This is a genomic window from Beduini massiliensis, assembly GCF_000829905.1.
Classification (GTDB): Bacteria; Bacillota_I; Bacilli_A; order Erysipelotrichales; family Coprobacillaceae; genus Beduini; species Beduini massiliensis.
Genome location: NZ_CDPP01000005.1, coordinates 378,731 through 399,878, shown reverse-complemented (window position 1 = coordinate 399,878; position 21,148 = coordinate 378,731). Strand labels below are relative to the sequence as shown.

The window sequence follows — 21,148 nt, the reverse complement described above, 5'->3', positions numbered from 1 at the left end:
TTCACCTCAAAATAAGTATGACCATTTCTATTATTAGTAAACGAATGTTTAGTATATTTTTAGATTATGACAATATATTCATCATATAAACAGTATGTTGTACAGCCTAACTATCCACTTTATCAGTAAATTTCTATACAATAATAAAAGAGGAGTGGAACTATGGATGAATTATCTCGTAAGATATCTGATTATGTAAGAGAAACGCGATTGGATAAAAGTCTTACTGTAACCAATGTCGTCAATAACTGTTCGTTAAGTCGTTCTTATATTAATATGATTGAATCAGGCAGAAATCCTAAAACGAATAAGCCGATTATTCCAACTTTGGAAACGGTCGAACAATTATGTAAAGGTTTGGGTGTGTCGAAGATTGAATTTCTAACTAAAGTTGGGTTTATTGATACCCGCGATGATGACCCTTTGTTGAATTATAATATGACTTTAGAAGAACTCATTACATATAAAACCGCTGTATCCAATATTGCTTTCGATCAATTATCATTTGATGAAAGAGAACATATTCTTACAGCGGTCGATGAATTTATTAATTTTCAAATCTTTAAAATTCTAAACAGGAATAAATAGCTTTTAACACTTTAACATGTGCAGTTGAAATCGGCAGTTTGTCGATTTCTTTTTTTGTATATAAGTGTTTACTGGCTGAGTTTAATTTGAATAAATAGACATGCATATACCATGTGCGATGAGAAAAGACATGTTTGATATCTTTCACATGATCGATCACATCAAGTTCTAAGCCGGTATCTTCTTTAAACGCTTCAACAAAACTATAAGGACTTTCAACGATATATTGCGGACAGCCATATAGGTTAGCAAGCAAGCCGTCAGGACCGTTCTTAATCAGATAAAGCTGATCTTGGTAGTAAATACCACCTGTTATATAATGGATATCTTGATTGTTTTTCTTTTTTATATTAATGGGTAAAACATCTTGACGATGCTGTTGATGGGCAAGACAATGTTGAACGATCGGACATTTTTCACAGGCCGGGTTTTTAGGACGACAGATGGTTGCACCTAAATCCATGATTGCCTGATTGAAATCTCCGGCATTGATGCCTTTTACTAATTCGTCCCCGATGGCTTGAATCTGTTTCATGGTTTTAGGTAAGGCGATATTATCTTCCATATTATATAAACGGCTGATAATACGCAAACCATTGCCGTCTAAAGCAAAGACATTTAGATCAAAAGCAATCGATCCTATGGCATTGGCAGTATAAGGACCAATCCCTTTTAAAGCAAGCAGTTTTTCGATATCACCGATCATTTTCCCATGGTATTCTTCCACGATCATTTTGGCAGAAGCCTGCAAATTGCGGGCACGGGAATAATAGCCTAAGCCTTCCCAATATTTATAGACTTCTTCTTGGGAAGCCGATGATAACTCTTGAGGGGTTTTAAATCGTTGGGTAAAACGTAAATAATAAGGAATAACCGTTTCTACTTGGGTTTGCTGAAGCATGATCTCACTGATCCAAATAAAATAGGGGTCTTTGGTATGACGCCAAGGCAGATCACGTTTGTTTTGATCATACCAAGCTAATAAGTCTAAAGCTATGCTCATAAATCTCTCCATTTTCTGTAATCTTTATCATATTCGTGACTCTTGGTGAATATCATATATCACAATCGTTAAAAATGCAAAAATAATGATGATATGAATGGAAAAAAACACTGAAAAATGGTATAAATAAAGTAAGGGGAGTGATAACATGAAATTAATTATTGGTATCATTAATAAAGAAGATGCAGCTTCTACAACTAAAGCGCTAAATGCTGCCGGATATTATGTGACAAAATTAGCGGCAACTGGGGGATTTCTAAAAAGGGGAAATATTACGATTCTAATTGGTACAGATGAAGAAAAAGTACCTGCCGCTTTGGAAATCATTGACCAGAATGCGAAAAAACGCACGGAAAAAGAAAATGCCGCATCCGCTAAGGCATTGGAAGAACCTCGTGATAAAACAACGATGGAAGGGGTTATCGGCGGCGCTACTGTGTTTGTCGTAGAAGTCGATCGATTCGAGAAAATTTAGATGCTTCGGCATCTATTTTTATTTTGTTTGACAATGTCGAAATTTGAAATTATAGTTAAATAGGAATAGAAAAGAGGTGCCTCATGAATAAAAAAATAATCTTTGCATGGATTCCTGTTATCTGTTTGTTTGCTTTGATCTTATATTTTAAAAATGATCCGGTTGTCCATCCTTTAAAAGAGACGGCAACGAAAGCGGAAACAACAGAAAAGGAAGTGACAACGTCCATTACCGGGGACTTGCTGTTTGAGGGCCCTTTATATGAATGGATGGATAACTATCAGTTTGGGAATTATTTTGATCAGGTTAAACCGTATTTAAAAGGAGATTTGATCATTGGCAATCAAGAAGTGTTAGTCGGCGGTGATGAATTAGGGATCAGCGGCTGGGGATATTCCTTTAATGCGCCTTATAGTATCGGTGAACAATTGCCGAGCCTTGGTTTTAATGTCCTGACATTAGCTAATAATCACGAAAATGACCGTGGATTAGAAGGAATCACGAATACACGTCAGTTATTTGATAAAATGAATATGTTTACGAGCGGGATGTATCTTTCTCAAGAAGAAAGAAATCAGACTCCGGTCATTGAAAAAAATGGGGTTCGCTTTGGTGTGCTGGCATATACTTATTCTACCAATACTTATGTCGGGTCGGACTATGACTATGCTGTTCCCTATTTCTTAGATGAAAATTTACAGTTTACACAGGAGTATAAAGACATTTTAAAGCGTGATGTTGAAGCGGCGAAACAGGTCAGTGATGTTGTGATTGTGGCAATGCATTGGGGAACAGAGTTTACTTATGAGCTCACTTACACTCAGCAGGCGGCTACGGAATATTTGAATGAATTAGGAGTGGATCTGATCATCGGCAATCATTCCCATTGTTTACAGCCAATGGAATATTTAACTAGCTCGACGGGACATCAGACGTTTGTCATCTACTCATTGGGAAATTTTGTTTCTGCCGATGTTGTGGTGGATCGTTCCAATGAACTCTTTAAAAATATGTATCAAGTGGGTGGAATCGTTAATTTAACGATTTGTCATGATACAGCTACCAAAGAAACGACAATAAAAAATGTAGCGTTAACTCCGTTTGTCAATCAATATGAAAATGAATATCAAAATTTCCGATTGATCCCTTTTAACCAATATAATGAAACTTTAGCAAGTCAGCATTATCGCCGTCAATACAGTGACTTATTTACTTATGAAGTAATTAAAGAGCAAATCGAGCAGCTTTATGATGAAAGTATCATGATAAATTAAGGAGAATCCCATGAATAAAGTGTGTATATTTGATTTAGATGGAACATTGATTGATTCCCTTGAAGATTTAGCGACAGCCGGAAATTATTTAATGGAACAGCTTGGCTGTCCAACGCATCCGATTGACGCTTATAAATTATTTGTTGGCAGTGGGATTAAAAATCTGATCCTTCGAGCTGTACCGGATAATAGGTTAAATGAAGAACAGTTAAGTCAAGCGATGCAGCTTTATATGACCTATTATGCGGAACATTGCAGTGTGTTTACAACGGTTTATCCCCATATTATCGATGTTTTAGACGAGTTAAAAGGCATGGGGTATCAATTAGCGGTAGTGACAAACAAACCGGATGCCATCGCTAAAAAGATTGTATCCGATTTATTTGGAAAACGTTTTTCCTATGTTTACGGACAAGTTGATGCGATTCCTGTAAAACCGGATCCGACTTTAGTTTTGCGAGTTTTAAAAGAAACACATACACTAAAAGCGAATGCTTTTTATATTGGGGACAGTGATGTGGATATCTTTACAGCAAAAAATGCAGAGGTGACTTCTATCGGCTGTCTTTGGGGCAACCGTACAGAAACAGAATTGAAACAGGCAGGCGCTATGTATTTAGTAAAAGAAGCAAGAGACATCTTACATATAATCAGAGGTGAAGAAAATGATCATCGTCAGTCAATGTCTGCTGGGAGATAATTGTAAATATAACGGCGGCAATAATTACAGTCAAAAAGTAGTGGAGTATTTAAAAAATAAAGCCTATATAGCGTTATGCCCTGAACAATTAGGTGGTTTGGAGACCCCGAGGATACCTTGCGAACGCTGCGGTAAACGCATTATAAATAAAGTCGGGGAGGATAAGACTCGAGAATTTATAAATGGGGCAAAGCAGTGTTTAAAAATGATAGAAGATAAAGACATTGAATGCGCCATCTTGCAGCCAAGAAGCCCTAGCTGTGGTAAAGGAAAAATCTATGATGGTACGTTTACCGGAACTTTGACAGCAGGAAATGGGGTCTTTGCCCAAATGCTGCTAGAGAGGGGAATTGTTGTCAAACATGAGGATGAACTGGACTAATTTTGGGTTGAATAAAGTTAAAAATATGGGATAATGGAAGAGATGAATGGAGAGTGACAGAATGAGTGACGTATATCAAGAAGCGTTAAAATTACACGAAACAGCAAAAGGAAAATTAGAGGTAGGATTAAAAGTCTCTTTAGATAAGAAAGAAGATTTATCTTTAGCGTATACTCCGGGAGTAGCACAGCCTTGCCGTGAGATCGCTAAAAATCCGGATGAAGCTTACAAATATACATGGAAATCCAACAGTGTGGCTGTTGTTACTGATGGAACCGCAGTCTTAGGATTAGGTGATATCGGACCTGCTGCGGCATTGCCGGTTATGGAAGGGAAATCTATATTATTTAAAAAGTTTGGTAATGTAGATGCTGTTCCTATTTGTTTGGATACAAAAGATCCTAAAGAGATCATCCAGATCGTTAAAAGTATTGCCCCTGGCTTTGGCGGAATCAATTTAGAAGATATCAGCGCCCCAAGATGCGTCGAGATCGAAAGAACGTTGATTGAGGAATTGGATATCCCCGTATTCCATGATGATCAGCATGGGACGGCCATTGTGGTAACTGCCGGGCTGATTAATGCTTTGAAAGTCGTCAACAAAAAAGCAGAAGATATTACTGTTGTGGTAAGTGGTACCGGTGCTGCCGGAAGTTCTATTATTAAAATGATTAAGCAGTTAGGGGTTAAAGAAATCTATGGTTTTAATATTAATGGGATTGTATTAAAAGAAGATCAGGAGCACTATGATTTTTTAACCAAAGAATTAGCAGAAATCACAAACTCTCAAAATAAACGCATGACAATGGCAGAAGCTTTAAAAGAGGCGGATGTTTTCATTGGGGTTTCCGCACCTAAACTCTTAACTAAAGAAATGGCAGCAGGCATGAAAAAAGATGCGATTGTCTTTGCAATGGCAAATCCGGAACCGGAAATCATGTATGATGACGCGATTGCTGCCGGTGTTCGTGTGATGGGAACAGGGCGTTCTGATTTCCCTAATCAGATCAATAATGTATTAGCTTTCCCGGGATTATTTAGAGGAGCTTTGGATGTACGCGCTAAAAAAATCAATGAAGAGATGAAATTAGCGGCTGCAATGGGACTGGCTTCCTTAGTCAGCGAAGATGAATTATCAGAGACGTATATCATTCCCGGAGCAATGGACCCACGTGTTGCAAAAGTGGTGGCAAAAGCAGTATCAGAAGCGGCTGTTCGTACACAGGTCGCAAGAACGGAATAATGTTCTGTTCTTTTTTAATGTGTATATGATTTGCATTTAACGTATGCATTCGATATAATACCAAAGGCTTTAATGAAAGGTGATTGGATGGAAAAAAATTATGATGTTATTATAGTGGGTGCCGGTCCGGCTGGGATTATGGCAAGCTATGAATTATATTTAAAACAACCGGAATTAAAAGTGTTATTAGTGGATAAAGGACAGGATGTAATGTATCGTCGCTGCCCGATTAAGGAAAAGAAACTTAAATCTTGTCCGGTCATTAAAGATAATGAACCGGGATGTCTGCCTGCATGTTCAATTACTGCCGGATTTGGCGGAGCAGGGGCATATAGCGATGGAAAATTTAATATAACCAGTGAATTTGGCGGATGGCTGACCGATTATATGAATGATGAAGAGGTCATCAAAGCGATTGAATATGTCGACCAATTATATTTAAAACACGGAGCTACAAAAGAAATAACCGATCCGACAACACAAAAAGTAAAAGAGATCGAACATCGTGGCTATGCAGTGGGGTTAAAACTGCTTCGTGCTCAAGTACGCCATTTAGGAACAGAAGAAAATTTAAAAATTATGACAGCGATGTCTAACGAGTTAAAAGAACATATTGATATTTTGTTTAAAACAACCGTAAAAGATATTTTGGTGGAAGAAGGTCAGGCAAAAGGAATTGAACTGGCAAATGGAGATAAGATTTATTCTAAGAAAGTAGTGGTTGCTCCGGGACGTGACGGTTCTGCTTGGCTGACAAAATGTTTGAAACAACATGGTGTTGAACTTTACAACAATCAAGTCGATATCGGAGTCCGTGTTGAAACAAGTAATATAGTAATGGAAGAAATCAATAAGAATTTATATGAAGGAAAATTCGTCTATAATACATCGGTCGGAACGAGAGTGAGAACATTCTGCTCAAATCCTTCCGGACATGTCGTGATCGAAAATCATTCAGGCACAATGCTGGCAAACGGACATGCTTATCATGATCCGGCTTTAGGCAGCAGTAATACTAATTTTGCGTTGCTGGTGTCCCATACGTTCTCTGAACCGTTTAATCAGCCAAATGAATTTGCCAATGCCATCGGTCAACTGGCAAATAAGTTGTCAAACGGAAGTATCATCGTTCAAAAATACGGCGATATTAAAAAAGGACGTCGTACAACTCCAAAACGTTTAAAAGAAGGGTATACAATCCCGACTTTAAAAGAAGCAGTACCGGGAGACCTTGGGTTGGTGCTGCCTTATAATACAATGAAATCAATCATTGAGATGATTGAAGTGTTGGATCATGTAACTCCGGGAATTGCGAACGAACATACTTTATTATATGGGGTAGAAGCAAAATTTTATTCTGCCCGTCCAAAAGTAAGAGATGGGTTTGAAAGTGAAATCGATAACTTATATGTTGCCGGGGATGGTGCTGGGTTAACCAGAGGATTAGCTCAGGCAGGAGCAAATGGTGTGATCGTTTCACGTCATATTATCCAACAATTGAAGAAATAAAAATGACCCCTAGCCAAAACTAGGGGTTTATGTATTAGTAATTGTTTTTTTGTAATTTTTTGATAAAAGCAGGATAATCATAGAAGCAGTAATTGAGATCCACATTTCCGGCAATGCCATGTACTTTTCCATAACAGGTATACTGCCACATGCCATAATCGCCGTCATATACATTTTGTAAATTATAGTTAGCGATCCAAAGGTCATAGTTTTTAAGACGTTCCATATCTAATTGGCTGATATGGTCGGGATTTGTGTAAATACCGACATAATACCCGGCTTTTTCAAGCGTCTGCAAAAAGGTGAGGACAATTTCCGTAAGCTGATCTTTTGTCAGATCATCTTGACATTCATCTTCAATATCGTAATAAACGGGATATTGGAATTGAATGCCTTTGATTTGTGACAGAAAAAATTCAGCTTCTTTTTTTGCTTCTTCGGGGGTAGTGGCATAGCTGTAGTGATAAGCCCCTATGGCGATGCCATGTTTTTGTGCCTGATCAATATTTTCTTTAAATGTTTTATCGGTATGATCACCAGTATCGTTCCATGCATAGCTGGCACGAATGATTGCGAAATCAACACTGCTGTCAGCCACTGCTTTCCAATCGATTGTTCCTTGATGTTCGCTGACATCAATACCTAATCGAAAAGTTTCTAATCCTGTATTTTTAGGATTATAGATCGGGGTCATTATTTCTTTATTGGTAAAATTGAGTTTTGGTATGAAGAAGATAGCAAGAAGGATAATAATGACTAAAACTCCCATCGCGATTTTCTCGTTGTATTTCACTTTCCGCATAGTTTCCTCCTGCTACGATTATAACACGTTTATCATATGAGTTGAACAATAAAACCAGATTTGATAAAATTACTTAAGTAACTTAAGTATCGGAGGCGATGGTTTGCTTAAAAGAGAAAGTGCACGTTTTTTAGAATCATTAAGACGTTTTAAAAATTTGGATCCGTTAAAGGAGCTGCTGCCGATTTCTCAGCGTGATTTCATGGTTTTGATGATCGTTCAGGAATACTGTGATAAAAATGAAGCGGTACGACCGGGACAGTTGGCACAGTGTTTGGATTTAAGTCTGCCCGCTACTTCAGATATGCTGAAAAAGCAATGTGATAGAGGGCTGATTGTCAAGAAAACAGATCCTTTGGACCGACGTTCTTACATTGTAGAACTCAGCGAAGAGGGAAAGCAAATCTATTTAGAGGGACAGGCAATCCTGACGCGATTTTTAGAAACAATCATTGAACGTTACGGAAAAGAAAATATGGATCGTTTATTGACGGTAATGGATGATATTTACTATTTAATGGCAGTAGCGAAAAAGGAAATGTTGGAGGAAAAAAATGCTTGAATTAAAAAATATAACCAAAAAGTATAAGATCGGCGACGTTGAAACAGTTGCTTTAGATGATATCAGCGTCTCTTTTAGAAAAGAAGAATTTGTAGCGATTTTAGGAACCAGCGGTTCAGGTAAAACGACTTGTTTGAACATTATCGGCGGCTTGGATCGTTATGATTCCGGAGACTTGATTATTAAAGGAAAACATACCACAGACTTTAAAGAAAGAGACTGGGATGCCTATCGTAATAATTCGATTGGTTTTGTGTTTCAAAGTTATAATTTGATCTCTCATTTATCTATTGTTGCCAATGTCGAAATGGGAATGACATTAAGCGGAGTATCTGCTGCGAAAAAACATGAAAAAGCATTGGAATGTCTGGAAAAAGTAGGACTGAAAGAACATCTTCACAAAAAACCGAATCAGCTATCTGGCGGACAGATGCAGCGTGTGGCGATTGCCAGAGCGTTGGCAAATGATCCGGAAATTTTGTTATGTGACGAGCCGACGGGAGCATTGGACTCTAAGACCAGTGTGCAGATCATGGATCTAATCAAGGAGATTGCCAAAGATAAGCTCGTTATCATGGTCACTCATAATCCCGATTTGGCACATGATTATGCGAACCGCATCGTTGAGTTTAAAGACGGACGTATCATCAGTGACAGCAATCCTTATCAAAATGATGAAACAGAAGAACCTTTTGTATTAAATAAAACCAGTATGTCTTTTATTACGGCACTGCGTTTATCTTTCAATAATATTAAAACAAAGCTGGGAAGAACGTTTTTAACCTCTTTTGCTTCAAGTATTGGAATTATCGGTATCGCTGTAATATTAAGTTTATCCGTTGGGTTTCAAATACAAATCGATAATTATCAAGAGGATGCTTTGGCAGAGTTCCCTATCATGATTTCCAAACAGACGGTCAGTATGGACCCGGAAACGATTCAAAAACATATGAATGAGATGAATTCGAGCGAATACAGTGATACGCAGCAGGTATTTGCTTATGATTCCTCAGCGAATTCAATTCTGCATGAAAATCGTTTTAGTCAAGATTATTTAGACTATATAAAAAATATTGATTCAGAAATTTGCAACAGTGTAGGGTATACACGCATTGTCGGCATGAATTTAGTACGGGATATTGATGGAACTAAGAAAATGGTAAGTATCTCTGGAAATAGTTCTAATCAGGGAAGTTCGGGATTATCTACTTTTCCGGTTGCCTCAGATGGAAATATTAATACTTTCTTAGAAAAAAACTATGATGTATTAGCCGGAAATTTACCTGCAGATAAATTTGATATGGTCTTAGTTGTCAATGAAAAGAATCAAGTGGAATTATCGACTTTAACTTCTTTAGGATTTGAAGCAGTGGATAAAGAAGGAATTGATTTTGATAAGATTGTGGGAACAGAAATGAAATTGGTTCATAATGATGATTTCTATACCACAACGCCGTTTCAGTCTTATATGCCTTCAAATGATTATCAGATGATGTATGCGTCTGATCAATCTCAAACAGTAAAAATCAGTGCGGTTATTCGTGCTAAAGAAGACGCGAATGTGGCTATTTTAAATCCGGGTATTGCATACAGTGATTCTTTGTCTCAGTATGTCATCGATCAGGCAGAAGGATCAAAAATCGTTGAAGCTCAAAAAGAAGCGGATTATAATGTGTTGACTTTAGAAGCGATGGACGCGGCAACGAAAGAACAAATGGTGGCTTATTTAGGTGGAGATGCTACTCCTTATTTAATCACACTATATCCAACTGATTTTGAAAACAAAGATAAAATCGTTGAGTATTTGGATGCATATAATGACGGTTTAGAAAATCGTGATGATATTGTGGTGTATACGGATCTTGCGGCAACGATCTCTTCTTTAACGGGAGGAATCATGGGAGGAATCACAATGGTATTGGTTGCTTTTGCCGGAACTTCTTTAATTGTCAGTTTGATCATGATTTGTATTATCACGTATACATCTGTTTTAGAGAGAACTAAAGAAATCGGAATCTTGAAAGCTTTAGGGGCACGTAAAAAAGACATTACCCGTGTATTCGATGCGGAAACATGTATTTTAGGGGTGTTTTCTGGAACATTGGGAATTATCATTGCCTATCTGCTTACATTCCCGATCAACGCTGTTATTTACAGTGTGACCGAATTGAGCAATGTCGCTTCTTTAAAATGGGAACATGCTGTTATTTTAATACTGATCAGTACGATCTTAACGATGGCAGGCGGACATATTCCGGCCCGTATGGCTTCTAAAAAAGATGCAGTCGAAGCATTAAGAACAGAATAGAAAAAGTGGGGAGGAAAAGAGATGAATATTGCGTTAATAGCACATGATCAAAAGAAACCGGAAATGATTGAATTTGCTAAAAAGTATGAAAAGAAATTAATGAAACATGAGTTGTTTGGAACAGGAACAACGGGTAAAAAAATTATGGAAAGCACATCTTTATCTGTTCATCGATTTTTATCCGGGCCCTATGGCGGCGATCAGCAGATCGGTGCAAAAATAGCGACCGGAGAAATGGATCTGGTTATCTTTTTTAGAGATCCTTTAACGGCTCAGCCGCATGAACCAGACGTATCTGCTTTGATGCGACTGTGTGATGTTCATAATATCCCATTAGCTTCTAATGAAGCTGCGGCAACAATGATGATGGAGGCGCTCGATGAATAATCGGGCGTTTTCTTTTAAAACATCTCGACAAATGTGAAAGATACTTCTAAAATAAAGAGATGAGGTGATATGATGAAAGTAGCTGTAGCCATTGATTCATTTAAGGGAAGTTTAAGTTCCTATCAGGCAGCAAAAGCAATTAAAGAAGGTGTTCTGGCAGTGAACCCCGATACTGAAGTGGTGATTCAGGCAGTTGCAGATGGCGGAGAAGGGACGGTCGATGCTTTGATTGAGGGAATGAACGGAAAGAAAATAAAGGTATGTGTTCATGATCCCTTGTTTAGAGAACATGAGACTTATTATGGAGTGGTTGATCAAACCGCTGTAATGGAAATGGCAAGTGCATCTGGGTTACCGTTGCTTGCCTTAGAGGAACGTGATCCTTTGCTGACAACGACATTCGGGGTTGGTGAAATGATCATGGATGCCGTTGAGCGTGGGTATCGTCATTTTATTGTCGGAATTGGCGGCAGCAGTACAAACGATGGGGGAATCGGAATGCTGATGGCGATGGGATATCGTTTTTTAGATCAAGAGGATCAGCCGATTCGTTTAGGGGCACAAGATCTTGATAAGATCGTTAAGATCGATGACCATCTTGTTGATGCACGAATCAAGGAATGCCGTTTTGAAATTGCCTGTGATGTGTCGAATCCTTTATGTGAGGAAAATGGTGCGAGTGCTGTTTATGGACCGCAAAAAGGAGCGGATGCTGCTATGATTCAAAAAATGGATGCCGGACTCGCTCATTTTGCTTTCGCGACAACACACTATAATAACACTGACTATCAGGAAGTTCCGGGAACCGGAGCGGCCGGCGGATTAGGTTTTGCTTTCCTGAGTTATCTATCGGCAAAACTGGTAAGCGGCATTGATTTGGTTTTGACATTTGTAGAACTTGAAGATAAACTTAAAGATGCAGATTACGTTTTTACCGGAGAAGGACGCATGGATGGGCAAACGTTGATGAATAAGACCCCCATTGGAGTAGCCAGACTGGCGAAGAAACATGGCTGTAAGGTGATTGCTTTAGCGGGAGGCATCAACGAAGAGGCGTATGTGTTAAATGATCACGGTATTGATGCGATGTTTTCGATTGTTCCCGGTATTGTCGATTTGGAATATGCGATGAAACCGGAAAATGCTTATCGTCATTTGAAAAATACCGCAATGCAAATAATGAGATTGGAGAATTTGAAATGAAAATTGTTATTATTGAACCATTAGGAATTGAAAAAGAAATGGTTGAAAAAATCAGTCAGGAAAATTTACCGGGACATGAAATTGTTTATTACGAAACAAGAGTTACAGATGATACTACCTTGATTGAAAGAGCGAAAGATGCCGATGTTTTAGTGGCAGCAAACTTGCCGCTGAATCGCAATGTTTTATCAGCCTGCCCTCGCTTAAAATTGATTTCTGTAGCATTTACCGGAATCGATCATCTTGACGTAGATTACTGTAAAGAAAAGCAGATTATGATCTGCAACAGTGTAGGCTATTCCACAATAGCCGTTGCAGAAGAAGTGTTTGGCATGATCATCGGACTGTATCGTCATTTGCTTGAAAGCGATGAAAGAACACGCTGCCAACAAACGAAAGACGGATTAAACCTATTGGAAATGGCAGGTAAAACTATCGGTGTTGTGGGTGCCGGAGAAATCGGACAACGTGTAATAAAAATTGCTCAGGCATTTAGCTTGAAGGTATTGTGTTATAGTCGTACAAAACGAATGATTGAAGGCGTGGAGTTTGTCGATTTGGATACATTGATGAAAGAAAGTGATATCATTACTCTGCATATTCCCGCAACGTCTGCTACGCATCATTTAATTAATGCAGAAAAGATTGCCTTGATGAAAAAAGACGCTGTGTTGATTAACACAGCTCGTGGGGCAATCGTAGACAGCCAAGCTCTCGCAGAGGCATTGAATCAAGACAGAATCGCCGGAGCCGGTATTGATGTCTTCGAAATGGAACCGCCGATTCCTGCCGAACATCCTTTATTGAATGCGAAAAATACGTTGTTAGCTCCGCATATTGGGTTTGCTACTAAAGAAGCGTTGGTGAAACGTGCGCATGTAGTGTTTGAGAATATAAAAAAATATCTTGCAGGAGATCCGCAAAATATTTGTTAAGATTTTTTATCGAAACGCGTTTGACATTTAGGACATGTGATGGTTATTAATCCATGTCCTTTTGGCACTCTTACGGTTTGAGAACAGTTGGGACATTTAAAATAACGATGTGTTTTCTTATCTGCTTGACGATTTGCCCATTTCAACAGCTTCATCTGATAAGGATACAGCATTTGAGCAAATTTGATATTCTCTTGTCGGCGTTTATAGACCTGTTTGGAAAACGTTCGATATAAAATGTACATTAACAAAATCCAAACCAAAATAGATAAAATGACGGTCTTAAAAAAGAGGAGGTTGGATAAAGAGATAAGCAGCACAATAAAAAGTAAAAATTGACTTAATTGATCAGGACCGTTTCGTCCTTTCAAAAGATTTTTCATACATAACCTTCTTTCTTATCATGATATTCTACAGGGGATAAATGAATTGAAAGTGAACTTTCTTTATTATTGACAATAAAATAAAATTTATATATTGATATGTTCTGAAAATAAAGATATGATTAAAAAAGATAGGAAAAATAAAAAAGGGGGAGTGTAAATGAGAACAAAAGAACAAAATATTGAGTTAATTAAGCGATTATCAAATGCGAATGGGGTATCCGGATTTGAAGATGAAGTGGCTCAGATTGGACGTAAAGAAAGCGAAAGTTTTTGTGAAGTAAAGGAAGATTCTTTACGTAACTTATATATGACATTAAAAGACAATACAGGGAAAAAGCCGAAAATTTGGTTAGATGCTCACAGCGATGAATTAGGATTTATCGTACAGGCAATCAAACCCAACGGTACGATGACGTTTTTGCCGTTAGGCGGTTGGTCACCTAACAATGTCCCTTCCAGCAAAGTGCGTGTGCAAAACGCAAAAGGGGAGTATTTAAGCGGGGTAGTTGCCGCTAAGCCGGTGCATTTTATGAGTCAGGCAGAAAAAAATGCATCATTAAATATTGAAAACATGGTGATTGATTTAGGGGCGGTTTCTGCCGAAGACTTAAAAGAAAATTTCCAAATCAGAATGGCGGCACCGATTGTACCGGATGTTGAATGTACATACGATGAACAACGAGATTTATTTATAGGAAAAGCGTTTGACTGTCGTATTGGCTGTGCTGCGGTTTTGGAATCGTTGAATCAATTAAAAGATGAAGCATTAGATGTGGATGTTGTTGCAACGTTATCCGTACAAGAAGAAGTAGGGGAAAGAGGCGTACATGCGGCTGTACAAAACATTGATGCAGATATTGCTATCATATTTGAAGGGTGTCCGGCTGATGATACTTTTTATGAACCTTATATGATTCAAACGGCAATGAAAAAAGGACCGATGCTAAGACATTTTGATCGTTCAATGATTACAAATCCAAGATTTATGCGCTATACCTTAGATATGTGTGAAGAAAAACAGATTCCTGTTCAGGAATCTGTGAGAAGCGGTGGCGGAACGAATGCGAAATATATTCATACATCACGTTATGGAGTACCGACAATCGTAGTTGGTGTTCCGGTACGCTATATTCATTCGCATCATGGGATTTGTGCTTATGAAGATTATTTGAATTCTGTCAAACTCGCAGTTGAATTAGTAAAACAACTCAATGCCGATGTGATTAAGCAATTTTAAAAGATAAAGATATCCTGCTTTGGATATCTTTTTAAAAACTTATTTTAAATAGTTGCCCCTCTCTGATAAATAAACCATTATCGCTTTTAGTTTTGTAAGTACCGATTTTTTGTCCCATTCGCAAATAAAATGGAAAGGCTTTAGCGTGTGAGGATTTCAAATACATTGCATGTTTACCGAAGCTTTTATAATAAGGAAAGATGATCTCTTTTAACCATCTCGTTCCTAAGCCATGTCCTTTTTCATAAATATGATAATAGTTGAGAATGATACTTTCTTGAGGACTTTCGATAAGATTTTTTTGATCTAACAGTTTTTCTGAATTGACCTGTCCGTGAGTGATCAAAGCAATGCCGATACATTGATTGTTTTTATAGAGAACATGGAAATCTAAAGTGACGTTTGGCAAAGCCATTATTTGATGTATTTTTTGATTGCAATGATAAACCTCATCATAATCATCATAGTGGTTAACAAATTTGTCGTTTAGATTCATGATAATCGGGCTTAAAAATTCACCTTTAAAGGTATGGTGAAGTTCAAAACGATATTCTTCTTCTTTTCTAAGTAGCATAATAGCCTCCTAAATGATATAATATAACAATGATATGGGGGTAGCGATATGGAAAAATACATGGAAAACTTTAAATTGATCGAATGTCCGGATCAGCCTTATAAGCTGTTTTTGATCTTGTTGTTTTGTCATTCGAAAGTGAATCAGCGGCAGATGATCGTTGAACGTCTCAATGATATGCATTATGAAGGTGAAATCCTTGTTGATAATTTGATGCAGGTAGGGGTAGAAGGATTGAGATTTTATAAAACCAGTTTTAAAGAAGATTTTCTTGATGCCGGGTTTCCGGTGAAAATTCCGCTTGATTCTCCTTATCGAAAACTAACATGCGATTTTTTAAGAGAAAACAATTTGGTGGTAGGTTCAAATCTGTCGCAACGAAAGATCGATGCCATAAACAATGGCGAAAACATTTAGTTTATTCTATTCAAAAAACCTGAATTTATTTCAGGTTTTTATATTAATCCATGTTTTTTAAAGCTGTTGTAAATTCCGCCTTCATCATGCGTATTTGTGACTTCATCGGCAATTTCTTTCAACCCGGGTTTTGCATTTCCCATAGCGATTCCGATTTGGCAGTATTCGAGCATTTCCGCATCGTTCATACCATCACCTAATGCAATCGTATCTTTTTGATCGATTCCTAAATGTTCAAGCAATGCTTCGATTGCGGTTGCTTTATGCACACCGGGAACTGCCAATTCTCCGCTGTCGGGACCGAACATTGGAACCGTACAAGGGATCACGTTGAATTCTCCGGCAAATTCTTCCTTAATTCTGTCAAAAGGAACATCAGACTGTAAGAAACAAGCCTTATTGACATCACTGCGATACAAGGATTCGCCTTCGATCATCGCTTCAATAAAATGATTTGGGTTTTCATCGCGTTTGCGTCTTGCTTCTTCATCATGATCCACATCTCCATACATCATTGTTTCAAGATGGTGAACTAGATTCTCACTGGCATAAAGCCCGCCGTTTGATTCTAAATAGAAATCAACATGATGTTCGTTGAAGAAATCGACCAAATGACGAACATCATCATCACTCACACGTTTATGATACAGCATTTCGTCACCCACGCAAACAAATCCTCCGCCAGCACCGATCACACCGTCAAAACCAACTTCCATAATGAAATCATAAAGTTCTGCTTGTGAACGTCCTGTGCATAAATAAACCAGATGACCGTTTTTTCTGGCTGCTCTAACGGCATCTCGGGCAGAAGAAGGAACAAATCCTTCATCGTTGCACAATGTTCCGTCTACATCTAAAAAAACTATTTTCTTTTCCATACTTACCTTCCTTATAATTATTGGTTAAATTATAGCATAGAAACTAGGGAGATTGTATTTTTTTCAAAAAACAAAAAACCGTCAAAAGACGGTTTTAGTGATTTATTTTTTGAATGCGTTATATGCTTCAACAGCTTTATCTAGGATTTTATCAGCTTCGATTGAAGAATATTCATATTCTTTCAAAGTAACGACAGCACATTTACCATCTGCTAATGCTTGCACTTCGCTTAATTTATATCCATATTGAGGTCCAAGTACTAAAACGTCAGAAGAATTAACGGCGTCAGTAATGTTCATAGATGAACTAGATGTGATTTCGCAATCCACTTTCTTTTCAGCAGCTTTTCTTTTAAGAACATCTACCAATAAATTTGAAGATACACCTGTTGCACAAACTAATTTAATTTTAATCATATAAAATTCCTCCTCTTTCGTACAAACACATATTAAGCCTATTTCTAAATTTTGTCAATTAAATTTGCGTTAATTTTTCATAAATATTTTCTGAAAGCGGTTAAATTAATACTTTTATTTATTTTTTTAAAATGATAGCATTTACATTTATCCTAAAAATAGGTTTATAAAATTAATTGTAAAAAGTTCACTATATTTAATGATATTTTTTCTTATTTATGAGATAATAATCTTCGGGGGTGAAAGTGTGAAAAAATGGACTTCAAATTTTTTGGCGTTGATATGTTTTGGCTCATTGATAGCTTTTGCACTTCCGTTGGGATTTTCTAATCTCTTTTTAGGGACTGCTGCTGTCAGTTTCCTTTTACTAGGAGCAGTCCAATATTTCAGCAAGAAAAAAGCATTAAATGATAAAAAGAAAATGCAGCGTCAATTAGACGAAAAGGCGCTTGCTTATTTTAGTGAACATGATGAATTGGTATTGAACGAAAATGTGACGATCCGCAGTGATCAGGCTAATGGGTTCAATACATTAGATGTATATTATCAAAATGAAAAATTATGTAAGGTAAGTGAATTTAAAAGTTCTTTCCCAGACACTTATGATTATTTTAAGTATGTCATCTACACGAACGAAGTCGTAGAACCTGAAGAGATACATGAAGAGGAAGAAGAATCAACGGTGAACTTAAAGAAATTTATGCGTCAGATCGATGATTTGAATACTTCGATTACAAATAAAAAAATTACAGAAGATTTATATCATACTTCAGCGATGATTAAATTTATAGATCAGATTTTGGATCAGTATCCGCAAAAAGAGTCTAAAGTATCTAAACTGGATTATTATTATTTGCCAACACTGGTTTCAATCTTGAAAAACTATGTTCGTTTGTCCGATACGAATAAAATGGACCCTGATTTTAATGAAGTGGAATCGCAGTTGATGAAAACGATTTATTTAGTTAATCAGGCTCTGGAAACCATGTCTACAACGCTTTGTGATGATGAAATCTTAGATTTATCGAGTGATATGTCTGTATTGGAAACAATGCTTAAAAAAGATGGTTTAGTTAGAGAAGGAACGATCGATGAACTTAAAGTAGGTGAAAACAATGCCGAGAGATAGAGATAAAAATAATAATCATGATCTTATCAATGATTTAGTAGAATTGGCAGATCAAACCATTTCGACCGTCAAAGACAATGTCGATGAGTCTTTAAAAAAGAGCGGATATGACAATATGGGTGAACTGCTTTCCGATGGAATTGATCGTGCCTTTGGGAAACGTAAGCCGGAAAAGCCTTATTCCACACATTCGCATAACGTCATCACGACACGTTTTGACTATATGAAACAGGTGATGAGTAATATTCAGTATGGACGTCGTTATCGTGGGTATTATCGTGACGGTTATGAAAATGTTATTACCACATATTTACAGGAACTCGAAACGTATAAAGATGATTTGGAATTCTTTGAATCGAGCATCCGTCATGAATTGAGTAAAGTCGCAAAAAATGTACGTAACTCACGCAATAAGTATCGTGAAGGACAAAAAGATGCGTTGGAATATATTTTAAGCGAACTGCATTATTCGAAATCGCAGATCATGCGTAAGATTCAAAGAGAATTAGTAAAAAAATAACGGAAATGTGGGGAGCAAAATGCGCTCACATTTTTAATTAATCATAGAATCACATAAAATAGCCGGAGTTATTTTATATAATGAAAAAGCGGTAAGGTAGGTGAAGTCATGTTTAAATTTAAAAAGAAACAGCAGTTCAGCGGAACTTATTACTTTCAAGGAAGAAATGACGAGAAAGTGAGAGAACGTAAAAAAAGAGAGCAGAGTACATTTGCAAGAATGGTAGGATTGATGGGGTTAATTGTTGTCGCTATTATCGTGATTGCCGTTAGACTGATTTTTATTCAAGTGCATCAAAGGGACTACTATGCGGCAAAATTAGTCACCTATCAGGTACAATCAAAGACTCAGGATGTGCCAAGAGGGCAGATTTATGATCGAAATGGTACTCTTTTGGTTGGAAGTGAAGCGACAAATGTGATTATGTATTATGCTCCAAAAGGAATCGAAGAGGAAGAAGAAAGAGCGATGGCAAAGATTATTGCGGATCGTTTTGAAATTGATTTGTCTAAATTAACACTGAGAGATAAACAGGACATGCTGATTCGTGATTTTGATAAAGAAACTAAAACGGTAGTTACGCAAGAGGAATGGGCAGCCTATAAAGATGGAACTTTGAGCGATAGTGATATTTACAATATGAAAATTGACCGTATTACGGAAGAAATGATTAATCAGTATTATAGCTCAGGAGAACTGACGCTGGAGGAGGCGTATGTTTATACCTTAATGAATAAGGATATCAATGGCGGCAATGTTGTTGTAGAGAATGTATCGGCGGAAGATATTGCGTTTATCGGTGAACGTCAGAACATTTTGAGAGGATTTACATATAGCCATGATTATACCCGCGTCTATCCTTACGGGAGTACCATGAAAAGTCTGTTCGGAAACGTTTCAAGCAAGACACAAGGAATTCCTAAAGATGAATCCGATACGCTGCTAGCTTTAGGGTATCAGATGAATTCCCGTGTTGGTACTTCCGGATTAGAAAAACAATATGAAAGTTTGCTTGGCGGAAACGGGGCAACCTATAACTTAACGTATGATGAAGAAACGGGGAATCCGATTTTAAGTCAGCTAAGTCAAGGAGAAAAAGGGTATAACTTAAAATTAGCGATTGATTGGGAGCTGCAGGAATATGTCAATAATATTTTGGAAACGCAGCTGCGCTCGATTGCTTATGCGAGTGGAAATCAATATATGGATCGCCTGTATGTGGTGTTGATGGATCCGAATAACGGAGATGTTGTGGCGATGTGCGGAAAAGCGCTGGATCGTGAAACCGGAGAAATCTATGATTTTGCCGATGGGGCTTATTTAGAAGCGTTTGCGATCGGATCTTCATCAAAAGGGGCAACAGTCTATACCGGCTTTAAATATGGACTTTATACCGCTGGGGAACAGCTGTATGATGAACCGATTTATATCCAGGGAACAGCACCGAAATCATCATGGACGAAATCAGCAATGGGGAATTTGACCGAAGTACAGGCATTGGCGAAGTCTTCCAATGTATTTATGTTTAAAATTGCAATGCGTTTGGCAGAAGCCAATTATGTGCCTTATCAGCCATTATATATCAATTATGAAGCATTTGATAAGATAAAACGTTCATTTGGCGAGTTAGGGTTGGGTGTAAAAACCGGAATTGATGTACCGAATGAAGAAAGAGGGTACCAAGGCGGAGATCGTGAACCGGAAGCCGGAAATATTCTTGATGCTTCGATCGGTCAGTATTATACGTATACCCCAATTCAAATGGCACAGTATGTTTCAACGATTGCGAATGGCGGACGACGCATGAAACCAAGACTGGTGACTGAAGCCTATACGAATGTAAATGGTGAAAATGTCACGATGTACACGAATAATGTTGAGGTGCTCGATGATGTTTCAGATCAGACAACCGCTTTTGAACGAATTCAAGCTGGATTCTATGCCGGTGTAAACGGTGATGGGATCTTGACCGGACTTGCCAAGAGTAACTATGTATTGGCGGCAAAATCGGGGACTGCCGAAGTTTTCGATGAGACCGGAACGGATTATCCTAACCAAGCGTTGATCGCTTATGCACCATATGATAACCCGCGTTTAACTTATGCTTGTATTGCACCTAGAGAAGGCGGCAATTCAAAAACGTGTCAAAGTATCGTCGGACAAATTTTTGATAAATATTTTGAAAAATACGGATTACCGGAATAAGGTTTTAATTCCTG

At 37.7% G+C, this 21,148-nt stretch carries 23 protein-coding genes; 17 read left to right on the top strand and 6 right to left on the bottom strand.

Annotated features, from left to right (window positions below):
• Positions 1-162 precede the first annotated feature (162 nt).
• Entirely contained in the window at positions 163-588 is a 426-nt protein-coding gene (locus BN1225_RS14125; protein ID WP_052466506.1) for a helix-turn-helix domain-containing protein, read from the top strand.
• Here BN1225_RS14125 and mutY read toward each other — a convergent pair.
• Complete coding sequence (gene mutY / locus BN1225_RS08720) at positions 563-1,591, bottom strand: A/G-specific adenine glycosylase (protein WP_147585200.1); 1,029 nt, start codon at positions 1,589-1,591, stop codon at positions 563-565. The genes BN1225_RS14125 and mutY overlap by 26 nt on opposite strands.
• A 148-nt stretch (positions 1,592-1,739) precedes the next feature.
• Between mutY and BN1225_RS08715 the strand changes: the two genes are divergently transcribed.
• The 6 genes from BN1225_RS08715 (at position 1,740) to BN1225_RS08690 (ending at position 7,174) form a co-directional block, all read left to right on the top strand.
• Complete coding sequence (locus BN1225_RS08715) at positions 1,740-2,066, top strand: cyclic-di-AMP receptor (RefSeq protein WP_041139416.1); 327 nt, start codon at positions 1,740-1,742, stop codon at positions 2,064-2,066.
• A gap of 83 nt (positions 2,067-2,149) precedes the next feature.
• On the top strand, positions 2,150-3,340 hold the full coding sequence (locus BN1225_RS08710) for a CapA family protein (RefSeq protein ID WP_074434813.1): 1,191 nt from the start codon (positions 2,150-2,152) through the stop codon (positions 3,338-3,340).
• Between the two features lie 10 nt (positions 3,341-3,350).
• Positions 3,351-4,040 (top strand): HAD family hydrolase, encoded by a 690-nt coding sequence (locus BN1225_RS08705; RefSeq protein ID WP_052466504.1) that lies wholly within the window; start codon positions 3,351-3,353, stop codon positions 4,038-4,040.
• Positions 4,006-4,422 (top strand): 2-thiouracil desulfurase family protein, encoded by a 417-nt coding sequence (locus BN1225_RS08700; protein ID WP_041139415.1) that lies wholly within the window; start codon positions 4,006-4,008, stop codon positions 4,420-4,422. Before BN1225_RS08705 ends, BN1225_RS08700 begins: the two co-directional genes overlap by 35 nt.
• Positions 4,423-4,483: 61 nt before the next feature.
• Positions 4,484-5,665, top strand: a complete 1,182-nt coding sequence (locus BN1225_RS08695) for an NAD(P)-dependent malic enzyme (RefSeq protein ID WP_041139414.1) — start codon at positions 4,484-4,486, stop codon at positions 5,663-5,665.
• 87 nt (positions 5,666-5,752) lie between these two features.
• The gene (locus tag BN1225_RS08690; protein ID WP_041139413.1) at positions 5,753-7,174 is read left to right on the top strand and encodes an NAD(P)/FAD-dependent oxidoreductase; all 1,422 of its coding nucleotides are present in this window, start codon (positions 5,753-5,755) and stop codon (positions 7,172-7,174) included.
• A gap of 34 nt (positions 7,175-7,208) precedes the next feature.
• Here the strand turns inward: BN1225_RS08690 and BN1225_RS08685 are convergent, their stop codons facing one another.
• Positions 7,209-7,976: a glycoside hydrolase family 25 protein gene (locus BN1225_RS08685; RefSeq protein WP_052466502.1), complete on the bottom strand. Its 768-nt coding sequence runs from the start codon at positions 7,974-7,976 to the stop codon at positions 7,209-7,211.
• A gap of 103 nt (positions 7,977-8,079) precedes the next feature.
• On the opposite strand from BN1225_RS08685, the gene BN1225_RS14120 reads away from it, so the two are divergent.
• The 5 genes from BN1225_RS14120 to BN1225_RS08660 all read left to right on the top strand — a co-directional run bounded on the left by BN1225_RS14120 (position 8,080) and on the right by BN1225_RS08660 (position 13,371).
• Positions 8,080-8,538, top strand: a complete 459-nt coding sequence (locus BN1225_RS14120; protein ID WP_052466500.1) for a MarR family winged helix-turn-helix transcriptional regulator — start codon at positions 8,080-8,082, stop codon at positions 8,536-8,538.
• Positions 8,531-10,846 (top strand): ABC transporter ATP-binding protein/permease, encoded by a 2,316-nt coding sequence (locus tag BN1225_RS08675; RefSeq protein WP_041139412.1) that lies wholly within the window; start codon positions 8,531-8,533, stop codon positions 10,844-10,846. The genes BN1225_RS14120 and BN1225_RS08675 overlap by 8 nt, the downstream gene beginning before the upstream one ends.
• A 21-nt stretch (positions 10,847-10,867) precedes the next feature.
• Positions 10,868-11,233: a methylglyoxal synthase gene (locus BN1225_RS08670; RefSeq protein ID WP_041139411.1), complete on the top strand. Its 366-nt coding sequence runs from the start codon at positions 10,868-10,870 to the stop codon at positions 11,231-11,233.
• Between the two features lie 69 nt (positions 11,234-11,302).
• Complete coding sequence (locus tag BN1225_RS08665; protein ID WP_317621632.1) at positions 11,303-12,436, top strand: glycerate kinase; 1,134 nt, start codon at positions 11,303-11,305, stop codon at positions 12,434-12,436.
• Positions 12,433-13,371 carry an NAD(P)-dependent oxidoreductase gene (locus BN1225_RS08660; protein ID WP_041139409.1) on the top strand — a complete coding sequence of 313 codons (939 nt, stop codon included), beginning with the start codon at positions 12,433-12,435 and terminating at the stop codon, positions 13,369-13,371. The genes BN1225_RS08665 and BN1225_RS08660 overlap by 4 nt, the downstream gene beginning before the upstream one ends.
• Here BN1225_RS08660 and BN1225_RS08655 read toward each other — a convergent pair.
• Positions 13,368-13,754 (bottom strand): BRcat domain-containing protein, encoded by a 387-nt coding sequence (locus BN1225_RS08655; RefSeq protein ID WP_041139408.1) that lies wholly within the window; start codon positions 13,752-13,754, stop codon positions 13,368-13,370. The two genes, BN1225_RS08660 and BN1225_RS08655, sit on opposite strands and share 4 nt — an antisense overlap.
• 160 nt (positions 13,755-13,914) lie before the next feature.
• Between BN1225_RS08655 and BN1225_RS08650 the strand changes: the two genes are divergently transcribed.
• Entirely contained in the window at positions 13,915-14,994 is a 1,080-nt protein-coding gene (locus BN1225_RS08650) for a M42 family metallopeptidase (protein ID WP_041139407.1), read from the top strand.
• Between the two features lie 31 nt (positions 14,995-15,025).
• Here BN1225_RS08650 and BN1225_RS08645 read toward each other — a convergent pair whose 3' ends face one another.
• The gene (locus BN1225_RS08645; RefSeq protein WP_041139406.1) at positions 15,026-15,568 is read right to left on the bottom strand and encodes a hypothetical protein; all 543 of its coding nucleotides are present in this window, start codon (positions 15,566-15,568) and stop codon (positions 15,026-15,028) included.
• A 48-nt stretch (positions 15,569-15,616) separates the two neighbouring features.
• Between BN1225_RS08645 and BN1225_RS08640 the strand changes: the two genes are divergently transcribed.
• Positions 15,617-15,985, top strand: a complete 369-nt coding sequence (locus BN1225_RS08640; protein WP_041139405.1) for a type II toxin-antitoxin system RnlB family antitoxin — start codon at positions 15,617-15,619, stop codon at positions 15,983-15,985.
• Between the two features lie 38 nt (positions 15,986-16,023).
• Here the strand turns inward: BN1225_RS08640 and BN1225_RS08635 are convergent, their stop codons facing one another.
• Both BN1225_RS08635 and BN1225_RS08630 read right to left on the bottom strand, forming a co-directional pair.
• Positions 16,024-16,863: a Cof-type HAD-IIB family hydrolase gene (locus tag BN1225_RS08635; protein WP_041139404.1), complete on the bottom strand. Its 840-nt coding sequence runs from the start codon at positions 16,861-16,863 to the stop codon at positions 16,024-16,026.
• A 102-nt stretch (positions 16,864-16,965) separates the two neighbouring features.
• Complete coding sequence (locus BN1225_RS08630) at positions 16,966-17,280, bottom strand: PTS sugar transporter subunit IIB (protein WP_041139403.1); 315 nt, start codon at positions 17,278-17,280, stop codon at positions 16,966-16,968.
• 247 nt (positions 17,281-17,527) lie between these two features.
• Here BN1225_RS08630 and BN1225_RS08625 point away from each other — a divergent pair, with 247 nt between their 5' ends.
• From BN1225_RS08625 to BN1225_RS08615, 3 genes are all read left to right on the top strand, one after another.
• Positions 17,528-18,409 (top strand): 5-bromo-4-chloroindolyl phosphate hydrolysis family protein, encoded by an 882-nt coding sequence (locus BN1225_RS08625; RefSeq protein ID WP_041139402.1) that lies wholly within the window; start codon positions 17,528-17,530, stop codon positions 18,407-18,409.
• Positions 18,396-18,929 (top strand): hypothetical protein, encoded by a 534-nt coding sequence (locus BN1225_RS08620; RefSeq protein WP_041139401.1) that lies wholly within the window; start codon positions 18,396-18,398, stop codon positions 18,927-18,929. Before BN1225_RS08625 ends, BN1225_RS08620 begins: the two co-directional genes overlap by 14 nt.
• A gap of 108 nt (positions 18,930-19,037) precedes the next feature.
• Positions 19,038-21,134, top strand: coding sequence for a penicillin-binding transpeptidase domain-containing protein (locus BN1225_RS08615; RefSeq protein WP_041139400.1), 2,097 nt, complete (start codon positions 19,038-19,040; stop codon positions 21,132-21,134).
• The last annotated feature ends 14 nt before the right edge of the window (positions 21,135-21,148 follow it).